Source organism: Allobosea sp. GW823-FHT02B03 (assembly GCF_058797755.1).
This window is the reverse complement of record NZ_JBXAJY010000003.1, coordinates 235,630-254,658: the sequence shown is the minus strand read 5'-3', so window position 1 is coordinate 254,658 and position 19,029 is coordinate 235,630. Positions and strand designations below refer to the sequence as shown.

14 protein-coding genes are annotated in these 19,029 nt (G+C 66.4%); 7 read left to right on the top strand and 7 right to left on the bottom strand.

Annotated features, from left to right (window positions below; translation table 11 throughout):
* Window positions 1-86: 86 nt before the first annotated feature.
* The 6 genes from AC1REK_RS10835 (at window position 87) to hspQ (ending at window position 8,483) form a co-directional block, all read left to right on the top strand.
* Entirely contained in the window at window positions 87-1,349 is a 1,263-nt protein-coding gene (locus tag AC1REK_RS10835; RefSeq protein ID WP_492268037.1) for an efflux RND transporter periplasmic adaptor subunit, read from the top strand.
* Window positions 1,349-4,489, top strand: a complete 3,141-nt coding sequence (locus AC1REK_RS10830) for an efflux RND transporter permease subunit (protein ID WP_492268038.1) — start codon at window positions 1,349-1,351, stop codon at window positions 4,487-4,489. The genes AC1REK_RS10835 and AC1REK_RS10830 overlap by 1 nt, the downstream gene beginning before the upstream one ends.
* 152 nt (window positions 4,490-4,641) lie before the next feature.
* Entirely contained in the window at window positions 4,642-5,559 is a 918-nt protein-coding gene (locus AC1REK_RS10825; protein WP_492268039.1) for a DUF2865 domain-containing protein, read from the top strand.
* 258 nt (window positions 5,560-5,817) lie between these two features.
* Complete coding sequence (locus tag AC1REK_RS10820) at window positions 5,818-6,810, top strand: DUF2865 domain-containing protein (protein WP_492268040.1); 993 nt, start codon at window positions 5,818-5,820, stop codon at window positions 6,808-6,810.
* Window positions 6,811-6,982: 172 nt separating this feature from the next.
* The gene (locus AC1REK_RS10815; RefSeq protein WP_492268041.1) at window positions 6,983-8,032 is read left to right on the top strand and encodes an HpcH/HpaI aldolase/citrate lyase family protein; all 1,050 of its coding nucleotides are present in this window, start codon (window positions 6,983-6,985) and stop codon (window positions 8,030-8,032) included.
* A gap of 121 nt (window positions 8,033-8,153) precedes the next feature.
* A complete protein-coding gene (hspQ, locus tag AC1REK_RS10810) occupies window positions 8,154-8,483 on the top strand; it encodes a heat shock protein HspQ (RefSeq protein WP_066469120.1) in 330 nt (109 codons plus the stop codon).
* Window positions 8,484-8,670: 187 nt separating this feature from the next.
* On the opposite strand, the gene hflX is transcribed toward hspQ, so the two are convergent.
* The 4 genes from hflX to AC1REK_RS10790 form a co-directional block, all read right to left on the bottom strand.
* Window positions 8,671-10,068, bottom strand: a complete 1,398-nt coding sequence (hflX, locus tag AC1REK_RS10805) for a GTPase HflX (protein WP_492268042.1) — start codon at window positions 10,066-10,068, stop codon at window positions 8,671-8,673.
* Window positions 10,069-10,071: 3 nt separating this feature from the next.
* Window positions 10,072-10,320: an RNA chaperone Hfq gene (hfq, locus tag AC1REK_RS10800; RefSeq protein ID WP_066469118.1), complete on the bottom strand. Its 249-nt coding sequence runs from the start codon at window positions 10,318-10,320 to the stop codon at window positions 10,072-10,074.
* A gap of 195 nt (window positions 10,321-10,515) precedes the next feature.
* On the bottom strand, window positions 10,516-11,883 hold the full coding sequence (gene ntrX, locus AC1REK_RS10795; RefSeq protein ID WP_316019262.1) for a nitrogen assimilation response regulator NtrX: 1,368 nt from the start codon (window positions 11,881-11,883) through the stop codon (window positions 10,516-10,518).
* The gene (locus tag AC1REK_RS10790; protein ID WP_492268043.1) at window positions 11,880-14,129 is read right to left on the bottom strand and encodes a sensor histidine kinase NtrY-like; all 2,250 of its coding nucleotides are present in this window, start codon (window positions 14,127-14,129) and stop codon (window positions 11,880-11,882) included. The genes ntrX and AC1REK_RS10790 overlap by 4 nt, the downstream gene beginning before the upstream one ends.
* 255 nt (window positions 14,130-14,384) lie before the next feature.
* Here AC1REK_RS10790 and AC1REK_RS10785 point away from each other — a divergent pair, with 255 nt between their 5' ends.
* Window positions 14,385-15,185 (top strand): bestrophin-like domain, encoded by an 801-nt coding sequence (locus AC1REK_RS10785; protein WP_492268044.1) that lies wholly within the window; start codon window positions 14,385-14,387, stop codon window positions 15,183-15,185.
* Window positions 15,186-15,245: 60 nt separating this feature from the next.
* On the opposite strand, the gene ntrC is transcribed toward AC1REK_RS10785, so the two are convergent.
* From ntrC to dusB, 3 genes are all read right to left on the bottom strand, one after another.
* Window positions 15,246-16,697 (bottom strand): nitrogen regulation protein NR(I), encoded by a 1,452-nt coding sequence (gene ntrC / locus AC1REK_RS10780; protein ID WP_316019259.1) that lies wholly within the window; start codon window positions 16,695-16,697, stop codon window positions 15,246-15,248.
* A 23-nt stretch (window positions 16,698-16,720) separates the two neighbouring features.
* The gene (locus AC1REK_RS10775; RefSeq protein WP_316019323.1) at window positions 16,721-17,773 is read right to left on the bottom strand and encodes a two-component system sensor histidine kinase NtrB; all 1,053 of its coding nucleotides are present in this window, start codon (window positions 17,771-17,773) and stop codon (window positions 16,721-16,723) included.
* Between the two features lie 109 nt (window positions 17,774-17,882).
* The gene (gene dusB / locus AC1REK_RS10770; protein ID WP_492268045.1) at window positions 17,883-18,905 is read right to left on the bottom strand and encodes a tRNA dihydrouridine synthase DusB; all 1,023 of its coding nucleotides are present in this window, start codon (window positions 18,903-18,905) and stop codon (window positions 17,883-17,885) included.
* Window positions 18,906-19,029 lie beyond the last annotated feature (124 nt).

Genomic DNA, 19,029 nt, shown 5'->3' with positions numbered 1-19,029 from the left:
ATGCTCGATTTCGGCGGCGGCGATGGTTGGAGGGGCGGCGGTTCCGTAAGGTTCGGCCGGGCCGCCCGCATGGCGCAAGGCTTTTCATGGCAAGGCTGAGTTTCGGGCGTCTAGCTCTGTTTTCGGCTGCGGGCATCCTCGCAGTCGGCGCCGCACTCCATTACACCGGCCGGCCGATCCCCTGGCCGCTCGATCAGGTCCCCTTCGGCAAGCTGGTCCCGACACAGGCAAAGCCGCCCGCACCGGTCGCCGCGACACCAGGCGGGCGCGGCGGTGCCGGCAACCGCCCGCCTGTCACGGTCGTCACCGCCAAGGCCGAGCGCCGGGCGATGCCGGTTCGTCTCGATGCGATCGGCACCGTCCAGGCGATCTCGTCGGTCAATGTCCGCTCGCGCGTCGACACGCAGATCACCGAAGTCGCTTTCAAGGACGGCGGCTACGTCAAGAAGGGAGATGTGCTCTTCCGGCTCGATTCACGGCTGGCCGAGGCGCTGATCAAGCAATCCGAGGCCAGCGTCGCTAAGGACCGCGCCTCGCTCGCCTCGGCCGAGACGGATCTCAGGCGCGCCGAGGAACTGGCGAAGCGCGATTTCGCCACGGATCAGAGGCTCGATACGGCGCGCACCCAGGTCGCGACTCTGAAAGCTGCCATTCGCGGCGGCGAGGCGGCCGTCGAAGCGCTCAAGGTCCAGCTCAGCTACTACACGATCCTCGCGCCGGTTTCCGGCCGGATCGGCGTGGCCGGGCTGAAGGAAGGAAACATCGCCAAGACCGGCGACAACTCGACAGTGCTGGTGACGATCAACCAGACCGACCCGATCTATGTCGCCTTCGCCGTCGCCCAGCGTCATCTCCCCGACATCCGCGCCGCGATGGCGGCCGGGACTGCCGTCGTGCAGGCGACGCAGCAAGGCGGGTCGAAGAGCGCCGAGGGCACGATCGCGGTCGTCGACAACCTGGTCGACGCGACCACCGGCACCATCCAGATCCGTGCTTCCTTCGAGAATGCCGACGAGACGCTCTGGCCCGGGGCACTCTGCCAGGTCCGCGTCACGCTGCGCGTCGATCCGGCGGCTGTCACAGTGCCGCGCGAGGCGATCCAGACCGGCCAGAACGGCTCCTTCGTCTTCATCATCGAGGACGGGCTGGCGCGGGCCCGCACGGTCGTCGTCGACCGCACCGTCGATGACCGCGTGGTGATCGCTTCCGGCCTCAGCGGCGGCGAGACGGTCGTGGTCGACGGCCAGCTCCTGCTGACGGAGGGGGCGCGGGCCATCGAGCGCAACCGCGATCGCGGCGGCCAGAGTCCGCCGCCGAACCAGACCTCGCAGCGAGGGAGCGCCGGCTGATGAACCTGCCCGAGCTCTGCATCCGCCGCCCGGTCATGACCACGCTGGTGATGGCGACGTTCCTGATCTTCGGGCTCTTCGCCTTCAAGCAACTGCCGGTCGCGGCCCTGCCCCGCGTCGACTTCCCGACGATCAACGTCAGCGCCCGTCTGCCCGGCGCCAGCCCGGAGACTATGGCCTCCTCGATCGCCGCTCCGCTGGAGCGCGAATTCGCCTCGATCTCGGGCATCACCTCGATGTCCTCGGTCTCGCAGCTCGGGTCGACCTCGATCACCCTGCAATTCGACCTCAACCGCAACATCGACGGCGCCGCTCTGGACGTGCAGGCGGCGCTCAGCGCCACGACGCGGCGCCTGCCGCCCGAGCTTCCTGCCCCGCCGAGCTTCAGGAAGGTCAACCCGGCCGACCAGCCGGTGCTGTTCATGGTGCTGACCTCGGCAACCAAGCCGCTCTACGAGGTGCATGAGTTCGGCGAGAACGTACTGCAGCAGCAGATCGCGCAATTGCCGGGCGTCGCCCAGGTCAACATCTTCGGCGCGCAGAAATACGCGGTGCGCATCCTGGTCAATCCGGATGCGGTCTCGGCGCGCGGGCTCTCGCTCGCCGATGTCCGAAACGCCGTCTCGGCCGCCAACTCGAACTCCCCGGTCGGCACGCTGAACGGCATCAACCAGCGCCTGACGCTCGGCGCGACCGGCCAGCTCGAGCGCGCGGCCGAATACGGCAACCTGATCATCTCGCAGAAGAACGGCATTCCGATCCGGCTCAGCGACGTCGCCCAGACCTTCGACTCCGTCGAGAACAACCAGACGGCGAGCTGGTACAATGGCGAGCGCTCGATCATCCTCGCCGTCTACCGCCAGTCCGACGCCAACACCGTCGAGGTCGTCGACAGCATCAAGGACCGGCTCGCCGCCTACCGCGCCCAGCTGCCAGCGGCGATGAATCTGGCGGTACTGAACGACCGCTCGATCCCGATCCGCGAAGCGGTCGAGGATGTCGAGGTCTCGCTGATGATCGCCATCGTGCTGGTGATCATGGTGATCTTCCTGTTCCTGAAGAACCTGACTGCCACCTTGATCCCGACGCTCGCCTTGCCGATCTCGCTGATCGGCACCTTCGCGATCATGTATGCGCTCGGCTATTCGCTCGACAACATCTCGCTGCTGGCGCTGACGCTCGCCGTCGGCTTCGTCGTCGACGACGCCATCGTCATGCTGGAGAACATCATCCGGCATATCGAGATGGGCAAGAAGCCGTTCCAGGCGGCGCTCGACGGCTCGCGCGAGATCGGCTTCACCATCCTCTCGATCACCATCTCGCTGGTCGCCGTCTTCATCCCGGTCTTCTTCATGGGCGGGGTGGTCGGCAAGGTCTTCGCCGAATTCGCCGGCACGATCGCCGCAGCGATCATCGTCTCCGGCTTCGTCTCATTGACCCTGACCCCGATGCTCTGCGCCCGCTTCCTCAAGGCACATGACCATCACAAGAAACCGAGCCTGCTCGACCGGACCTTCGAGGCCGGTTTCCAGGGCATGCTCGGCGCCTATCGCTGGTCGCTGGACCATGTGCTGAGGGCGCGGTTCCTGATGCTGCTGTTCACGCTCGGAACCGTCTACGTCTCGGTTCAGCTCTATATCGACATCCCGAAGGGCTTCTTCCCGCTGGAGGATACCGGCCTGCTGCGCGGCGCGACCGAAGGTCCGCCCGACACGTCCTTCGAGGCGATGGCGGAGCGCCAGACCCGCGTCGCCGAGATCGTCCGGGCCGATCCGGCGGTCGACTACCTGACCTCGAACATCGGTGGCTTCAACGCCACCAATAACGGCTTCATGTTCATCGCATTGAAGCCCAAATCGGAGCGTGACAAGGCCGATGTTGTGATCGCGCGGCTGCGCCGGGCCACCTCGGAAGTGCCGGGCATGACGGCCGTGTTCCAGCAGGTCCAGAACATCAATCTCAACGCCGGCCGCTCCTCGCGCGCCCAGTATCTCTATTCGCTGCAGGGCCCGGATCTCGCGGCGCTGTTCAACTACGCGCCGCTGATGCAGCAGCGGCTTGCCCAGATTCCCCAGTTGCGCGACGCCAATATCGATCTTCAGCTACGCAATCCGCAGCTCTCGATCGATATCGACCGCGAACGCGCCGCCAGCCTCGGCATCTCAAGCGACCAGATCCGCCAGGCGCTGGGCAACGCCTTCGGCTCACGCCAGATCGCCACGATCTTCACGCCCGCCACCGATTACCAGGTGATCATGGAGGCGAACCGCGCCTATCAGCAGGATCCGGGCGTGCTGTCGCGGCTGCTGCTCAAGGCCGCCAACGGCCAGAATGTCCCGCTCGAGACGGTGGCCACGATCAAGCCGAGCGTCGGCCCGCTGGCGGTCAACCGCATCTCGCAGCAGCCTGCGGTGACGATCTCGTTCAACACTGCGCCCGGCGTCTCGCTCGGCGACGCCGTCAACGCGATCCGCGCGGCCGAGCGCGACGTGAACCTTCCGGCCTCGATCGTCACCAGCTTCGCCGGCTCGGCCCAGCTCTTCCAGGATGCGCTGAAGGGCCAGGGACTGCTGATCTTCGCGGCGATCCTGGTGATCTACATCATCCTCGGCATCCTCTATGAGAGCTTCATCCACCCGATCACCATCCTCTCCGGCCTGCCTTCGGCCGGCCTCGGCGCCCTGCTCGCGCTGCAGTATTTTCACATGGATCTGTCGGTGATCGCGATCATCGGCATTCTGATGCTGGTCGGCATCGTCAAGAAGAACGCGATCATGATGGTCGACTTCGCGATCGAGCGCCGCCGCCACGGCGACGATGCCCTCTCCGCGATCCGCGAGGCCGCGCTCGTCCGCTTCCGTCCGATCATGATGACGAGCTTTGCAGCGATCTTCGGCGTCCTCCCGATCGCGCTCGGCGCCGGCGCCGGGGCCGAATTGCGCCAGCCGCTCGGCATCGCCGTGGTCGGTGGCCTCCTGGTCTCGCAGTTGCTGACGCTCTACATCACGCCGGTGATCTATTTCTATCTCGACAAGGTCGACAGCTGGCTCTCCGGTCGCGGCCGCGGCGAGCCGGCGGAAGTGCCTGGCGCCGCCGTGCCTGTCCCCGTCCCGCAGGCGCTGCACCGGGCCGAGAGCTGATCGCGATCCGTTAAGTATCCCCGGCTCTTGCGGGCAGATCGTTCAAATTTGCGAGGTTTTTTTCGAGCGTTCTGAACAGCCTTCTACGTATCGCTTTCCCCGAGACGAGCTTGGTGGGGGAGCGGAGCAACATGTCAGGCGTTCGGGCAGGAATGGCAGAGCGGCCGCGCCGCATCCGCCCGCTCGGCCGCCTTGCTGCCGCTCTTTGCGCCGGCGCCATGCTCGCAGCGTCCTCGCTTGTGCTCGCCGAGGACGATGCCGGCATCCGTGCCTTCCATCGTGACGAGGCCACCAGATGGGCTGGCCGCCCGACGGCAGGTCTTGCCTACGCTCCGGTGCCCGTCCGGTTCGCCCGCCCGGCCCTCGCGACGCGAGCTGATATTCGTCTCGGCCAGCCGGTCCGTGCGAGGGTGCGGCTGGCTACGCCTCGCAATCAGGAGAGCATTGCCTGGACCGGCGGAGCGGGACGCACCATCTGCGTGCGGCTTTGCGACGGCTTCCATGCTCCGCTCGGCCATGCCCGCTCACGAGCGGATTTCAGCGCGCAGGAGGCCCTGTGCGAGGCCCAGAACCCCGGCGTTCCCGCCAGGCTGTTCCGGCTGTCGGCGGGCGCCACGTCGGTCGACCGCGCCGTCGCCGGCAACGGTACGAGCTACACCGCGCTGCCGAACGCCTACGCCTATGAGAAGAAGGCCGATCCGCTCTGCCGACCGGCCATTGTCACCGCCGGCGAACGGCGCGTCTCCCTGATGCGCGACATCACCTTGCGTCCCGGCGATTCCATCGTCCTCGACGGCAAGGTCGAGACCTTCACGGGCTCCTCGGCCTTCCCCTACGATGCCGGCGATTTCGCGGACTTTCGCCGGGCCGGCAAGCTAGGCCTTGCGACACGGCGGATGATCGACGAGACCGTGGGCATCACTCTGGCCGAGACGCGCCAGAAGCTGCTGCGCCAGAGCCTGCAGGTGCGCGAGGAGCCGCGCGAACTGGCCGAGATCGCCGAGCTTCGCGGCACGCTCGATGCCGACGCCCTCGTCGCTGCGCCACTGCGCGAGACGATTCTGCGCTGAGCCGCAAGCAAGGCATCCAACGAAATCTGCCGCAGCGCGACGTTAAGCATCGCGCCTGTTTGCCGTTGCGGCGGCCGGCGATTGAATATTAACAAAAAGTAAATTATGGCTCGTTTGCGGCGGACAGCTGAACCAGCGAGCGATGGAGTGATCGCGGTGTTTCGTGTCCGTAATATCGAATCGATTGCTTCCAAGGCGGCGCCTGCCGCTATTTCCGTTTCAGATTCCGCTTCTCTGCGACGCCGCGGGCGCAAACCCTTGCGTCTGGCAGCGATGGCGGGGCTTGGTTTGGCGCTCGGCGCGAGCGGCGCAGTGCTCACGGTCTCCCTCGTCCAGGCCGAGGACGATGCAGGCATCCGCGCCTTCCATCGGCAGGAGGCCGCCGCCCGCCAGGCGCAACGCGAAGCGGCCCCGCGCGCGGTCTATGCTTCCGCGAGGGCCTATGCCCCCGAGCGCAATCTCTGGACCATGCCCCTCTGGCAGGCCCGCCCCGACGGCGTGATCCGGCACCCGCCCATTGCGCTGAATCCGTTCAAGCGGCGCGAAGCCGCGCCCAAGCGCGTCGCCAAACGACAGCCGGCGATCCGCTACGACACCGTCTCGGGCGCCGCCGATGTGACGCGCACCATCTGCGTGCGCATGTGCGACGGCTTCCATGCGCCGATCGGCCATCTCAGGAGCCAGGGCGACCTGAAGGCCCATGAGGCCATTTGCCAGGCCAGCAATCCTGGCATCCCGGTCAAGGTCTTCAAGGTCGCTGCAGGCGCCACGACGATCGACGCCGCCGTCTCGGCGGACGGCAAGATCTATGGCGCGTTGCCGGTCGCCTATGGCTACGAGCAATCCTCGGATCCCGCATGCCGTCCGGCCATCGCCAAGCCCGGCGAGCATCGCATTTCCGTGCTGCGTGACATCACCTTGCGGCCGGGCGACAGCGTCGTCCTTGACGGGCGGGTGCGCACCTTCGCCGGATCGACCAAATGGCCCTATACCGCCTCGGATTTTCGGGATTTCCGGGCCTCGGCCGACCTGAACGCGAGCCAGCGGCGCGAGATCGATGCCAGGGTCGGCATCTCGCACCGGGAGGCCGAGATGCGCAGCTTCCAGCGCAAGCTGCGGGTGCGCGAGGCCAGCCTGCACGACCCCGATTTCGCCAGCGATGCGCTCAATCTGCGCGGCGGGATCGAGCCGCGCGACAGCATCGGCACGCCGGCGCGCATCGTGCTCGAAAATCCCTTCAGCCGGAATTGAGATCGCCTGGAACGGCGGCAGGCGCCGCGACGCCCGCGATCGGAATGTTTTCCTGATATTTTGCTGCGGCTTATTTTCCTAGGAAAGCTACCCTTCCTTCTTGCGCCCAAAGGCGAGTGGACGCCGGCGCCGCTCTCGGCCACATTCGCTGCACCGCAGCATGGAGCCGAGCATGACCACGAAGACGCCGCGCCAGTTCTTCCGTCCGCTGGCGATCGGCGCACCGGAGCCCTATCGCGAATTGCCGCTGCGGCTCGAGCGGATGATCCATTTCGTCCCGCCCCATCTGGAAAAGGTGCGAGCCAAGGTCCCCGAGCTCGCTGGCCAGGTCGACATCGTGCTCGGCAATCTCGAGGACGCGATTCCGGTCGAGGCCAAGCAGGCCGCTCGCGACGGCTTCATCGAACTGGCCAAGGCCACCGATTTCGGCGCGACCGGACTGTGGACGCGGGTCAATGCGCTGAACTCGCCCTGGCTTCTGGACGACATTGCCGCGATCATGGGCGAGATCGGCGGCAAGCTCGATGTCGTCATGGTGCCGAAGGTCGAGGGTCCCTGGGACATCCACTATGTCGACCAGTTGCTCGCGCAGTACGAGGCGCGGCACGCTTTGCCCAAGCCGGTGCTGATCCACGCCATTCTGGAGACGGCGGAGGGCGTCAAGAATGTCGACGCGATCGCCACCGCTTCCCCCCGCATGCACGGCATGAGTCTCGGCCCGGCGGACCTTGCCGCCTCGCGCGCGATGAAAACGACACGCGTCGGCGGCGGCCACCCCGAATACAAGGTCATCGCCGACCCCACGGCCGATGGCGCTCCCCGCGCCGTTGCCCAGCAGGACCTCTGGCACTACACGCTGGCGAAGATGGTCGATGCCTGCGCCTCGGCGGGGCTGAAGCCGTTCTACGGGCCTTTCGGCGATTTTTCGGACGGCGCCGCCTGCGAGGCGCAGTTCCGCAACGCCTTCCTGCTCGGTTGCGCCGGCGCCTGGACGCTGCACCCCTCGCAGATCGAGATCGCCAAGCGCGTCTTCAGCCCGGACCCGGACGAGGTCGCCTTCGCCAGGCGCATTTTGGATGCGATGCCCGACGGCTCCGGCGCAGTGATGATCGACGGCAAGATGCAGGACGACGCGACCTGGAAGCAGGCCAAGGTGATCGTCGACCTGGCGAAGCAGGTTTCCGGCCGCGACCCGGCCCTGGCGGCACGCTACGGCTTCTGACGCGAAGTCGTGACCGCCGCGGAGATTGACCTATTGCCGGCGCAATCCTAGGTCAGGCCTTGGATGGCGACGCATGCTGGCAGGGTAAATTCCTGCCAGGTCAGAAACAGATCGAAGGAACATGGAAGCAAGAACCGCGAAATTCCGCATCGGGCAAGTGGTACGCCATCGCGTCTACCCGTTCCGCGGCGTGATCTTCGATGTCGATCCGGTCTTTTCCAATTCCGAGGAATGGTGGCTCGCGATCCCCGAACATCTGCGCCCGTCCAAGGATCAGCCCTTCTATCATCTGTTCGCCGAGAACGAGGAGACTGAATACGTCGCCTATGTCTCGGAACAGAATCTGGTCAGTGACGAGACCGGTCAGCCGATCCGCCACCCGCAGGCGCGCGAGTTCTTCCGGCGCGACCGCAAGGGACGTTACCGGCTCGACAAGGTCGAGCTGAATTAGGACCAGGCTAGAAGGACGCCCCGAAAAGCGGAGGCCGCTTTTCGGGCGAAGCCGGCCTCCGATCGAAACCTCATCCCGGAAATGCAGCAGAGCGACGCAGCGCCGGAATGTGCCGGAGCCTTGTGATGGCTTCCGGGTTCCGCTTCTGCTGGGTCGGAACGACGGGGTGAGTCGATCGGGGTGCCCGCTAGCGCTGGCGCTCGGCCTGCGGGAAACGTGCCGTGAAGGCCCCTTCCCGCTCTGGCGGCAGGCGCACCAGCAGGCTGAGCGCGCCGTCCTCGGCATCGCTGCGCTCCAGGATTTCGCCATTGGCATGCAACCAGGCCAACGACTTGCCGTCGCCGGGCTCCAGCGCCAGCCGGTAGACCGGGCGGCTCCTGGCGATCCGGGCTTCGATGGCGTCGGTCAGCCGGCCCATGCCTTCGCCGGTCAGCGCCGAGACCAGAACCGGGCGCGTCGCTTCCGGCTTGAGCTCGGCAAGAGTGGCCTGGCGCTCGCGCTCCGCGCTTTCGAGCAGGTCGGCCTTGTTCCAGACCTCGATCACGCGCTGGCCGTCATCCGGATCGATGCCGAGGTCACGAAGAATACCGCGCACGTCGGTAGCCTGGGCCTGCGTGTCCTCATGCGAGACGTCTCGCACATGCAGCAGCACATCCGCCTCGATCGCGTCTTCCAGCGTCGCCCGGAAGGCGGCGACGAGCTGCGTCGGCAGGTCCGAGATGAAGCCGACCGTGTCGGAGAGCATGATCTTCGCGCCATGCGGCAGCTTGAGAGCCCGCGCCGTCGGATCAAGCGTCGCGAACAGCATGTCCTGCGCCAGCACCTCGGCCGAGGTCAGCCGGTTGAACAGCGTCGACTTACCGGCATTGGTGTAGCCGACCAATGCCACGATCGGATAGGGCACACGCTTGCGGCTCGCCCGGTGCAGCGACCGCGTGCGCTTCACCGTCTCGAGGTCGCGCTCGATCTTGGTCATCCGCTCCTGGATGACCCGCCTGTCGGCCTCGATCTGGGTTTCGCCCGGTCCGCCGAGGAAGCCGAAGCCGCCGCGCTGGCGCTCGAGGTGGGTCCAGGACCGCACGAGCCGGCTCTTCTGGTAATTCAGATGCGCGAGCTCGACCTGCAGCGTGCCCTCTCGGGTGCGTGCGCGGCGCCCGAAAATCTCGAGGATCAACCCGGTCCGGTCGATGACCTTGCAGCCGAAGGCTTTTTCGAGATTGCGCTGCTGCACCGGCGAGAGCGCGCAGTCCATCACGACGAGCCCGATCTCCTCGAGCTTCACCCGCTCCGACAGCTCTTCGACCTTGCCCTTGCCGATATAGGTCGCCGGGCGAAGCGTGCTCAGCAGGACGGGAATAGCCTCGACCACCTGCAGGTCAATCGCGCCAGCAAGGCCGATCGCCTCGTCCAGGCGCGCTGCATGGCTGCGCGGATTGTCGTCGGCCTCGGCCACCCTGCCCGACGCCTTACGCGCCGGATAGGGGCCGATCACGAATGCGCGAGTATCGGCTGCGACCGCATGTTCGGCCGCATCGATGCGCTTCTCCGCCGGGATGTCGTCGTCAGTTCCGGCTCTGCCGGCCACGACTCAGGCCTTTTCCTGTTCCTCAGACTCGAACAACTGCACGGGATGACCCGGCATGATGGTCGAGATCGCGTGCTTGTAGACGAGCTGCGAATGGCCATCGCGGCGCAACAGCACGCAGAAATTGTCGAACCAGGTGACGACGCCCTGCAGTTTGACGCCGTTCACAAGGAAAATGGTGAGGGGAATCTTCTGCTTGCGGACGTGGTTGAGAAACGTGTCCTGGAGATTCTGAGCCCGCTCTGCGGCCATGTTTTGCCTCTGTTGTTGGGACCGCAATCGGCTTGCGCATGCGATCCAGATCGTTCCGTTGGGCTACGACGACAGCCGTCGCGCTTCGGAACACCGACGCTTCATTAGATCGTGAGGGCGCATTGTCGCGCAAGGGTTGCGGTGCACCATTTTTAAGCGACCGCCTTGCGCAGAACGCATTGCGGACGCCCCGAACTACCCCACCCCCAGCGATTTCAACTTGCGATGAAGCGCCGAGCGCTCCATGCCGATGAACTCCGCAGTGCGCGAGATGTTGCCCGAGAAGCGCGCGATCTGCGCCATCAGGTATTCGCGCTCGAAGATCTCGCGGGCATCGCGCAGCGGCAGGCTCATCAGCTTCTCGCCGCCGGAGCCGGACGGCGTCGTCGGGACCATCGCACCGACCTCGGCCGGCAACATCTCGACCGTGATCTCCGCACCGGGATCGCCCTTGGTCAGGATCATCAGCCTTTCGACGTTGTTGCGCAGTTCGCGCACGTTTCCCGGCCATTCATGCGATTGCAGGATCGCCATCGCATCGCTGCCGATGCGGCGCTTGGGCAAGCCGCTGGCGACCGAGATCTGCTCCATGAAGAACTCGATCAGCTCCGGCACGTCCTCGCGCCGTTCCGACAGTGCCGGCACGCGGATCGGCACCACGCCGAGGCGGTGATAGAGATCCTCGCGCAACTGGCCCTCGGCGATCAGTTTGACGAGGTCGCGGCTGCTCGAGGAGATGATCCGGACGTCGACATGGACGCGGGTCGCGCCGCCGACGCGCTGGAAGTTCTGGTCGACCAGCACGCGCAGGATGCGGTTCTGGGTCTCGCGCGGCATGTCGCCGATCTCGTCGATGTAGAGCGAGCCGCCATGCGCCTCCTCGAGCGCACCGACGCGGCGCGAGCGTCCCTCGCCGCCTTCGATGCCGAAGAGCTCCTCCTCCATCGTCTCGGGGGTAATCGTCGCGGCGTTGATGACGACGAAGGGCCCGCCGGAGCGGCTGGAAGCCTCGTGCAACGTCCGGGCGGTCAGTTCCTTGCCGCAGCCGGGCTCGCCGGTGATCAGCACGCGCGCATTGGTCGGTGCGACGCGTTCCAATGTCTGCCTGAGCTGGTTGACCGCTGTCGAACGGCCGACAATCCGGCTCGCCTGGACCGAGCGCGCCTTGAGATCGCGCACTTCGCGGCGCAATCGCGACGCCTCCAGCGCGCGCTCGGCGACGAGCACGAGCCTGTCCGCCTTGAACGGCTTCTCGATGAAGTCGTAGGCGCCGTGCTTGATCGCAGAGACGGCCGTCTCGATGTTGCCGTGGCCGGAGATCATGACCACGGCAAGCTCGGGATGGCTCTCCTTGATCAGCTCCAGAACCTGCAGTCCGTCGAGCCGGCTGCCTTGCAGCCAGATGTCGAGGAAGACGAGGTTCGGTCGCCGCGCGGCGATCGCCGCCAGCGCCTCGTCGGCCGACCCCGCCTTGCGGGTCCGGTAGCCCTCGTCCTCGAGCAGTCCGGCGACGAGTTCTCGAATGTCGGCTTCGTCGTCGACGACGAGAATGTCAGCGCTCATGCCTGGGTCCCGTTCATCTGTCCTCCGGCTCTTTCCGCCGATGCATTGCGTGCTTCTGATGTCTCTTCGCCGCTGTCCGGCGGCCCGGTCTCGACGAACCAGAGCCTGACCTGCGCGCCCCGCGCATTGTCGGGCCGGTCGAGCAGCTCGATGCCGCCGCCATGGTCCTCGAGAATCTTGCCGACGATCGCGAGGCCGAGGCCGGTGCCGCCGTCGCGGGTCGTCATATAGGGCTCCAGCAGCTTGTGACGCTGGTCGGCAGGCAGGCCTTTGCCGTTGTCGAGGATGTCGATGACGATGCGCCCGTCGTCATGGCGCTCCATCGAAATGTCGATGCGGCCCTTGCCGCGCTCCTCGGCCGGAACGGCCTCTATCGCCTCGGTCGCATTCTTGATGACGTTGGTCAGCGCCTGCGAGATCAAGCGGCGGTCGAATTGCGCCAGCAATGGCTCGGCCGGCAGGCTGTCCGCGATGGTGAGCTCGGGATTGCCGACCCGCATCAGGAAGACGATCTGGCGGACCGTCTCGACGATGTCCTCGCGCGCCAGCGAAGGCTTGGGCATTCGCGCGAAGGACGAAAACTCGTCGACCATGCGACGGATGTCGTCGACCTGCCGTACGATCGTCGCCGTGCACTGGTCGAAGATCTCCTTATCCTCGACGATGACCCGGCCGAACTTCCTGCGGATGCGCTCGGCCGACAGCTGAATCGGCGTCAGCGGATTCTTGATCTCATGCGCGATGCGGCGCGCCACATCGGCCCAGGCCGCCGTACGCTGGGCGGTGACGAGATCGGTGATGTCGTCGAGCGTCACGACCAGCCCGGCACCGGCCCCCTCGCCTTCACGGACGGCGCGGATGTTGACCATCCGGTCGCGCCCGGCCCGCGTGATCGCGACCTGGCCGGAGCTCAAGCGCTGGCGATTGGCCATGGCTTCCGCCACGAACCCGGCAATCTCCGGAGCGATCTCGGCGATGGGTTGGCCCAGCAGCCGTCCGCCGGTGCCGAGCAGCGCCTCGGCCGAGCGGTTGGCGATGGTCACGTGCCCGCCCTCGTCGAGGCTGAGCACGCCCGACGAGACGCCGGAAAGCACGGTCTCGGTAAAGCGGCGCCGGCGATCGATCACCTCGCTCGCCGTCACCAGCCCGTCGCGCTGTCGTCGCAGCTCCGCGGTCATCTTGTTGAAGGTCTCGCCGAGATGGGCGAGATCGCCCTCCGCGCGCCGAATCGGTACCTGCACGTAGAAATTGCCGCTGGAAACCTGATCGGTGGCGTGAATCATCCGGCGAATCGGCGCCACCAGGCCGTTGGCGAAATTCAGCCCGAGCCAGCTCGCCGAGAGCAGGAGGATCACCGCGATCAGCCCGTACATCGAGGCGAAGGCGATCTGGACGCCCTTCCGGCGTGCATCAATGCCGAGATATTCGACTGCTGCCGCACGAGCCACCGCTGGAAATTCGACCGCCAGCGGATCGACCTCGCGCGCGACATAGAGGAAGGCGCCGTCATAGGAGGGGAGCTTCAGCAGCGCCCCGAAGACACGCCCGGTCGACGGAATGACGCAGATCGGCTCGGGCGACGTCTCGGCGTCTTCGAAGGCGGCAGCATCCGGTTTGCTCGCGCCACGCAAGACATCGATATTGGCCCGCACAACCACGGTGTCCGGCGGCTTCATGATCCAGACGACGGGCAGGCCGAGCGCCGTGGCGCGCGCCGTCAGGAAGTTCTCGAACCAGGGGCGGTCAACGTCGAAAGCCGGCTTGGCCCGACCGAGATCATCGGCAAGCAGACGGATTTCGCGCCCGAGCGAACGGCATTGGCTGGCGGTATAGGCGTCGGCGACCTCGACCGACTTGAAGATCACGTCGCGCATCCGGTCCGAGAACCAGGGCTCGAGGCCGCGCTCCAGCGTCACGGTCGCGACCACCGCGACCAGCGCCGCCGGCAGGGCCGCGACGATGCTGAAAAGGCTGACGATCCGCACGTGCAGCCCGGCCGCTGCGACGCCCGCGCGCCTGGCCTTGATAAGCACCGCCGCCTCGACGGCGACGATGACCAAGAGCAGCAGGATCAGGAAGCCGTTCAGAACGAACAGGCCGAGCACGACCTGATGGACCGGCGCGACCGGCGTCGCTCCGGCAAGAACCAGGAAGGTCGCGAGCCCGGAAACCAGCGCGAAGCAGACGACCGTCGCCCCGAGCCAGGCAGAAACCCGCCTTGGCGTCTCTTCATTGCGCGGCGTCATGCGAAGGTCGCCGATCGAGGCAGTCAAAGCGGTGTCTAAGCTCCGTTGGACGCATCTCCGCCGAAGGGCGGTCCGAGCGATCCGGCGCTGTGATGCGCTGCCGCAACGGTGTTGTCAAAATATGACACGGGCAAGGCAAGAGCGCCCGCCATCACGTGTCCCTTGGAAGTCAATCTGTTGAAGCCGGCTTCGGGGCTCTATGCCCCCTCAAAGACAGCCTCTAGCCTGTGCATAAGCCGGATCGCAGAGGCCCTCATGCTCATCGCTTTCCATCAACTGCCGCTCGCCGCGATGTTTCTCGTCGTCTGGGCGATCAGCACCGCGATCTGCTGGCTGCTGATCGGACTCGTGCGGTTCGCCGTGCCGCGCATGGGCTACCGCTTGAGCGAGCCGCTGCCGATTCGCGATTCTCTCATCAATGCCTGCGGCGCGCTCTTTGCGCTGATCGTCGCCTTCTCGGCCGCCGGCATCTGGAATGACGCGGTTTCCGCGCGTACCGCCGTCCAGCGCGAGGCCGATGCCGTGGAGAACGCCCTGGTCGTTTCTGCGGGCCTGCCGGATGAGGTGCAGAGCCAGCTGAACGGCGGGCTCGAGGCCTATCTGAAGGACGTCATCGCGGTCGACTGGCCGGCGATGGCCAAGAGCACATCGCTCGAGGATACGGTCTTCGATCAGTCGGAAAAGCACCTGCTGGGAGCGATCGACCTGATCGCCCGGCAGAATCGTTTGCTCGCCAACGGTACGAGCTATTCACCGCTGCTCGGTCAGCTCCTGGAGATCCGGCACGCGCGGCTCGCGCGCCTCGCGGCTTCCAGGGCCGGCACGACCTGGGCGCAATGGAGCGCGATGTGGCTGATCTCGACGGCGACCCTGCTGCTGATTCTGATCTGCCACAGTCACACCTTCCGCATGCAGATCCTGGCATCGCACATCTATGTGCTGGTCGCCGCCGCGGCCTATTTCGTGGTCCTGGCGCATGACCGGCCATTTGTCGGCAAGATATCGATCCAGCCGACCGCGATGCAGGGGCTGGTGACACAGCTCGCTTCGAAGTGACCGGCCGAGGCGCGCGCCCTGAAGGCGCGACGCCTCGCTCGATCACATTCCCTCGCCGCTTCAGCGCGGCGAGCGCACCACCTGCATGTCGAGCTCGCGGATCTTCTTGCGCAGGGTGTTGCGGTTGAGGCCGAGCAGCTCGGCGGCACGGATCTGGTTGCCGCGGGTCGCTGCCAGCGCCGCCGCGATCAGGGGCGGCTCGATCTCGCGCAGGATGCGGTGATAGAGCCCCGGAGGCGGGACATGGTCGCCGAAGCCGGAGAAGTACTGGTTGAGATGGCGCTCCATCGAGCCTGAAAGCGTCTCGGCCCGTTCCTGGCCGCCGCCCGAGCCGGCATAGCTCGGCGTCGCCGCGGCAGGCTGAAGCTCCGCCTCGACGATCGGGGCGGTGATCGTCTCCTGCGGATAGAGCGCCGCGAGCCGCCGGACGAGGTTTTCCAGCTCCCGGACATTGCCCGGCCAGCGATAGCGACGCATCACGTCCATCGCCTCGGAATCGATCTGCTTGCGCGGCAGGCCTTCCTTCTCGACCAGCCCGAAGAAATGGCGGACGAGGTCCGGCACGTCCTCGACCCGCTCGCGCAGCGGTGGCAGGCGGATCGGCACGACGTTCAGGCGGAAGAACAGGTCCTCACGGAACAGGCCATGCGCGATCGAGATGCGCAGATCCTTGTTGGTCGCGGCGACGATGCGGACATTGGTCTTGATCGGCGTGCGTCCACCGACCGTGGTGTATTCGCCCTGCTGCAGCACCCGCAGCAGGCGCGTCTGGGCCTCCATCGGCATGTCGCCGATCTCGTCGAGGAAAAGCGTGCCGCCCTCGGCCTGCTCGAAGCGGCCGGATGAGCGGGTCAGCGCCCCGGTGAAGGCGCCCTTCTCATGGCCGAACAGTTCCGATTCGATCAGGTCCTTCGGAATCGCCGCCATGTTGATCGCGACGAACGGGCCGTTGCGGCGCTTGCCGTAGTCGTGCAGCGCCCGCGCCACCAGTTCCTTGCCGGTGCCGGACTCGCCGTTGATCATCACGGTGAGATCGATCGGCATCAGCCGTGCCAGGGCGCGATAGACGTCCTGCATGGCCGGCGAGCGGCCGATCAGCGGGATATCGTCCGGCTCCGCCGCATGCCCGCGCCCGACCTCGCCGCGCGGGCGCGACAGGGCCCGGCCGACGATCGCGACCAGTTCCTTCAGGTCGAAAGGCTTGGGCAGGTATTCGTAGGCGCCGCGCTCCGAAGCCTTGATCGCGGTCATGAAGGTGTTCTGCGCGCTCATCACGATGATCGGCAGTTCGGGCCGGACCCGCTTGATGCGCGGCAGCAGGTCGAATGCGTTGCCGTCGGGCATGACGACGTCGGTGATGATCAGGTCGCCGAGTCCCTGGGCCGCCCAGGTCCACAGCGTTGCCGCCTGTCCGGTGGTCCTGACCTCGTATCCAGCGCGGGCGAGCGCCTGGTTGAGGACCGTGCGGATGGCGGCGTCGTCATCGGCGATGAGAATGTTACCCGTCGGCATGCAGTCCTGCTTCCTGGTGCTGTTTACCCTGACTGGCGCTCACGCGCTTCGTGCAGTGGCAACCGGATTCGAAATGTCGTGCGCCGCGGCACGGACTCGCACTCGACGATTCCGCCGTGATCGCCGATCACCTTGGCGACGAGTGCAAGTCCAAGGCCACTGCCCTGAGCCTTGGTGGTGACGAAGGGATCGAACAGGTGGGCGTGCAGATCGGTGGGCACGCCCGGGCCATTGTCGCGCACGCCGATCTCCAGCGGCAGGGCCAGCCGCGCATGCGATCCCGGGGCCTGCATGCGGATTCCCGGACGATAGGCGGTGGTCAGCGTGATCTCGCCGTCTATCGCATCGGAGCCGATCGCTTCCGCGGCATTCTTGACCAGGTTGAGCAGCACCTGGACGAGCTGGTCGCGATTGCCGGAGACTGGCGGCAGCGACGGGTCATAGGCTTCGCTGAAACGGATGTGCCGGGCAAAGCCCGACTGGGCCAGCCTTTTCACATGGTCAAGCACGTCATGGACATTGACGGGGCCGCGCTCGCTCGGCCGCTCGTCGCCGAACAATTCGACGCGCTCGACCAGCTTCACGATCCGGTCGGCCTCGTCGCAGATCAGCTGGGTCAGCAGGCGATCGTCGTCCGGAACGGAGGTTTCCAGCAATTGGGCCGCGCCGCGAATGCCCGAAAGCGGGTTCTTGATCTCATGCGCCAGCATCGCGCCGAGCGCAGTAATTGAGCGGGCTGCTCCACGATGCGTCAGCTGCCTGTCCATTTTTTCGGCAATTGTCCGTTCTTGCAGCAGAAGCACGACCGCATCCGGCTGGCCGGGCAATGGCGAGGCAAAAACGTCGACGATCCGGTCGAGCCCGAGCCGGGGCGAGCCGAGCTCCAGCCGGTACTCGCTGACGCTGGCGCCGCGGCGCTGGACCTCGTCGACGAGTGACAGCACCGGCGAGCCGAAGGCGATCAGATCCTGCAGGCGCTGGCGCTTCAGCACGACGGCGCTGGCTTGGAAGAAATCCTCGGCCGCCGTGTTGGCATAGAGCACCGCCTGCCCGTCCCCGACCACGACGACCGGCATCGGCAGCACATTCAGCGCCTGGATCTCGAGGCTGTCGAACAGCCCTCCGTCCGGCGTCTCTCCGCTTTCGCCGAATATCGCCATGGTCATACGCGGTCTTCCCTGTCGTTCAGGCGGCAGCGCCGAGGCGCTCGGTCGAAAACAGACGTTCCAGCGCCGCAAGCGCGCGGGCCGGCTCGACCGTGGTCAGGAGCTCGCGCCGGGCCTGTTCGTCGGGCGCGAGCCCGCAGGCCAGCGCCTCGTCGGCATAGGCGGCCAGATGCTTGCGGGCGTGACGGACGCCGACCTCCCGCCCCATTAGCGAGAGCAGGCCCTCATAGTGTTCGCGCGCCACCTCGGCCTTGGTCTCAACATCGATCGCCTCGGGCTCGCGCCCGGCGAGGACCGCGCCGATCTGGCCGGGCAGCCAGGGACGTCCCAGCGCGGCGCGGCCGACCATCACATAATCGGCGCCGGACTGTTCCAGGCAGTCGCGCGCCTGCGCGGCGGTCGCGATGTCGCCGTTGGCCACCAGCGGAAAGGCGCCGGCTTCCCGCACCGGCGCTATCGCCGCCCAATCGGCGACACCCTTGTAGAATTGCTGCCGCGTGCGGCCATGCACGGTGATTGCGGCGGCCCCGGCGGCGACGGCGCGCCGCGCAAGTTCCGGCGCATTGCGCGAGGCGTCGTCCCAGCCGAGGCGCATCTTGACGGTGACGGGCACTTTCACGGCCGCGACGACCGCCTCGACGAGGCCGATCGCATGATCAAGATCGCGCATCAGGGCCGAGCCGGCCCAGCCGCCAACGACCTTCTTGGCCGGACAACCCATATTGATATCGACGATCTCGGCGCCGGAGGCTTCGGCGACCTGAGCCGCCTCGGCGAGCCAGCGCGCCTCGCAGCCGGCGAGCTGCACCACGTGAGGCGTCACGCCTGAGCCCTCGGCCCGCAGGCGCGCTTCCTCGCTGCCGCGCACCAACTCGTCGGAGGCGACCATCTCCGAAACCACCAGGCCGGCGCCGAAACGTGCCGCGATCCGGCGCATGACCACATCGGTGACGCCCGACATCGGCGCCAGGAAGGCGCGGGCAGCCGGGCTCAGTCCGCCAATGGCAGGAACTGTGTCGCCTGATTTTGAGGCAGATTCCATTATGGTGATTTATTGGACATCTATTGCACCGCGCAAGGGATTTCTAAGCAATGCTGCATTGCACCATCGTCGCAAGTCGCCGAGGTTGACTGCCTTTCCGATGTGCATCGTGCCGATTCAGCCC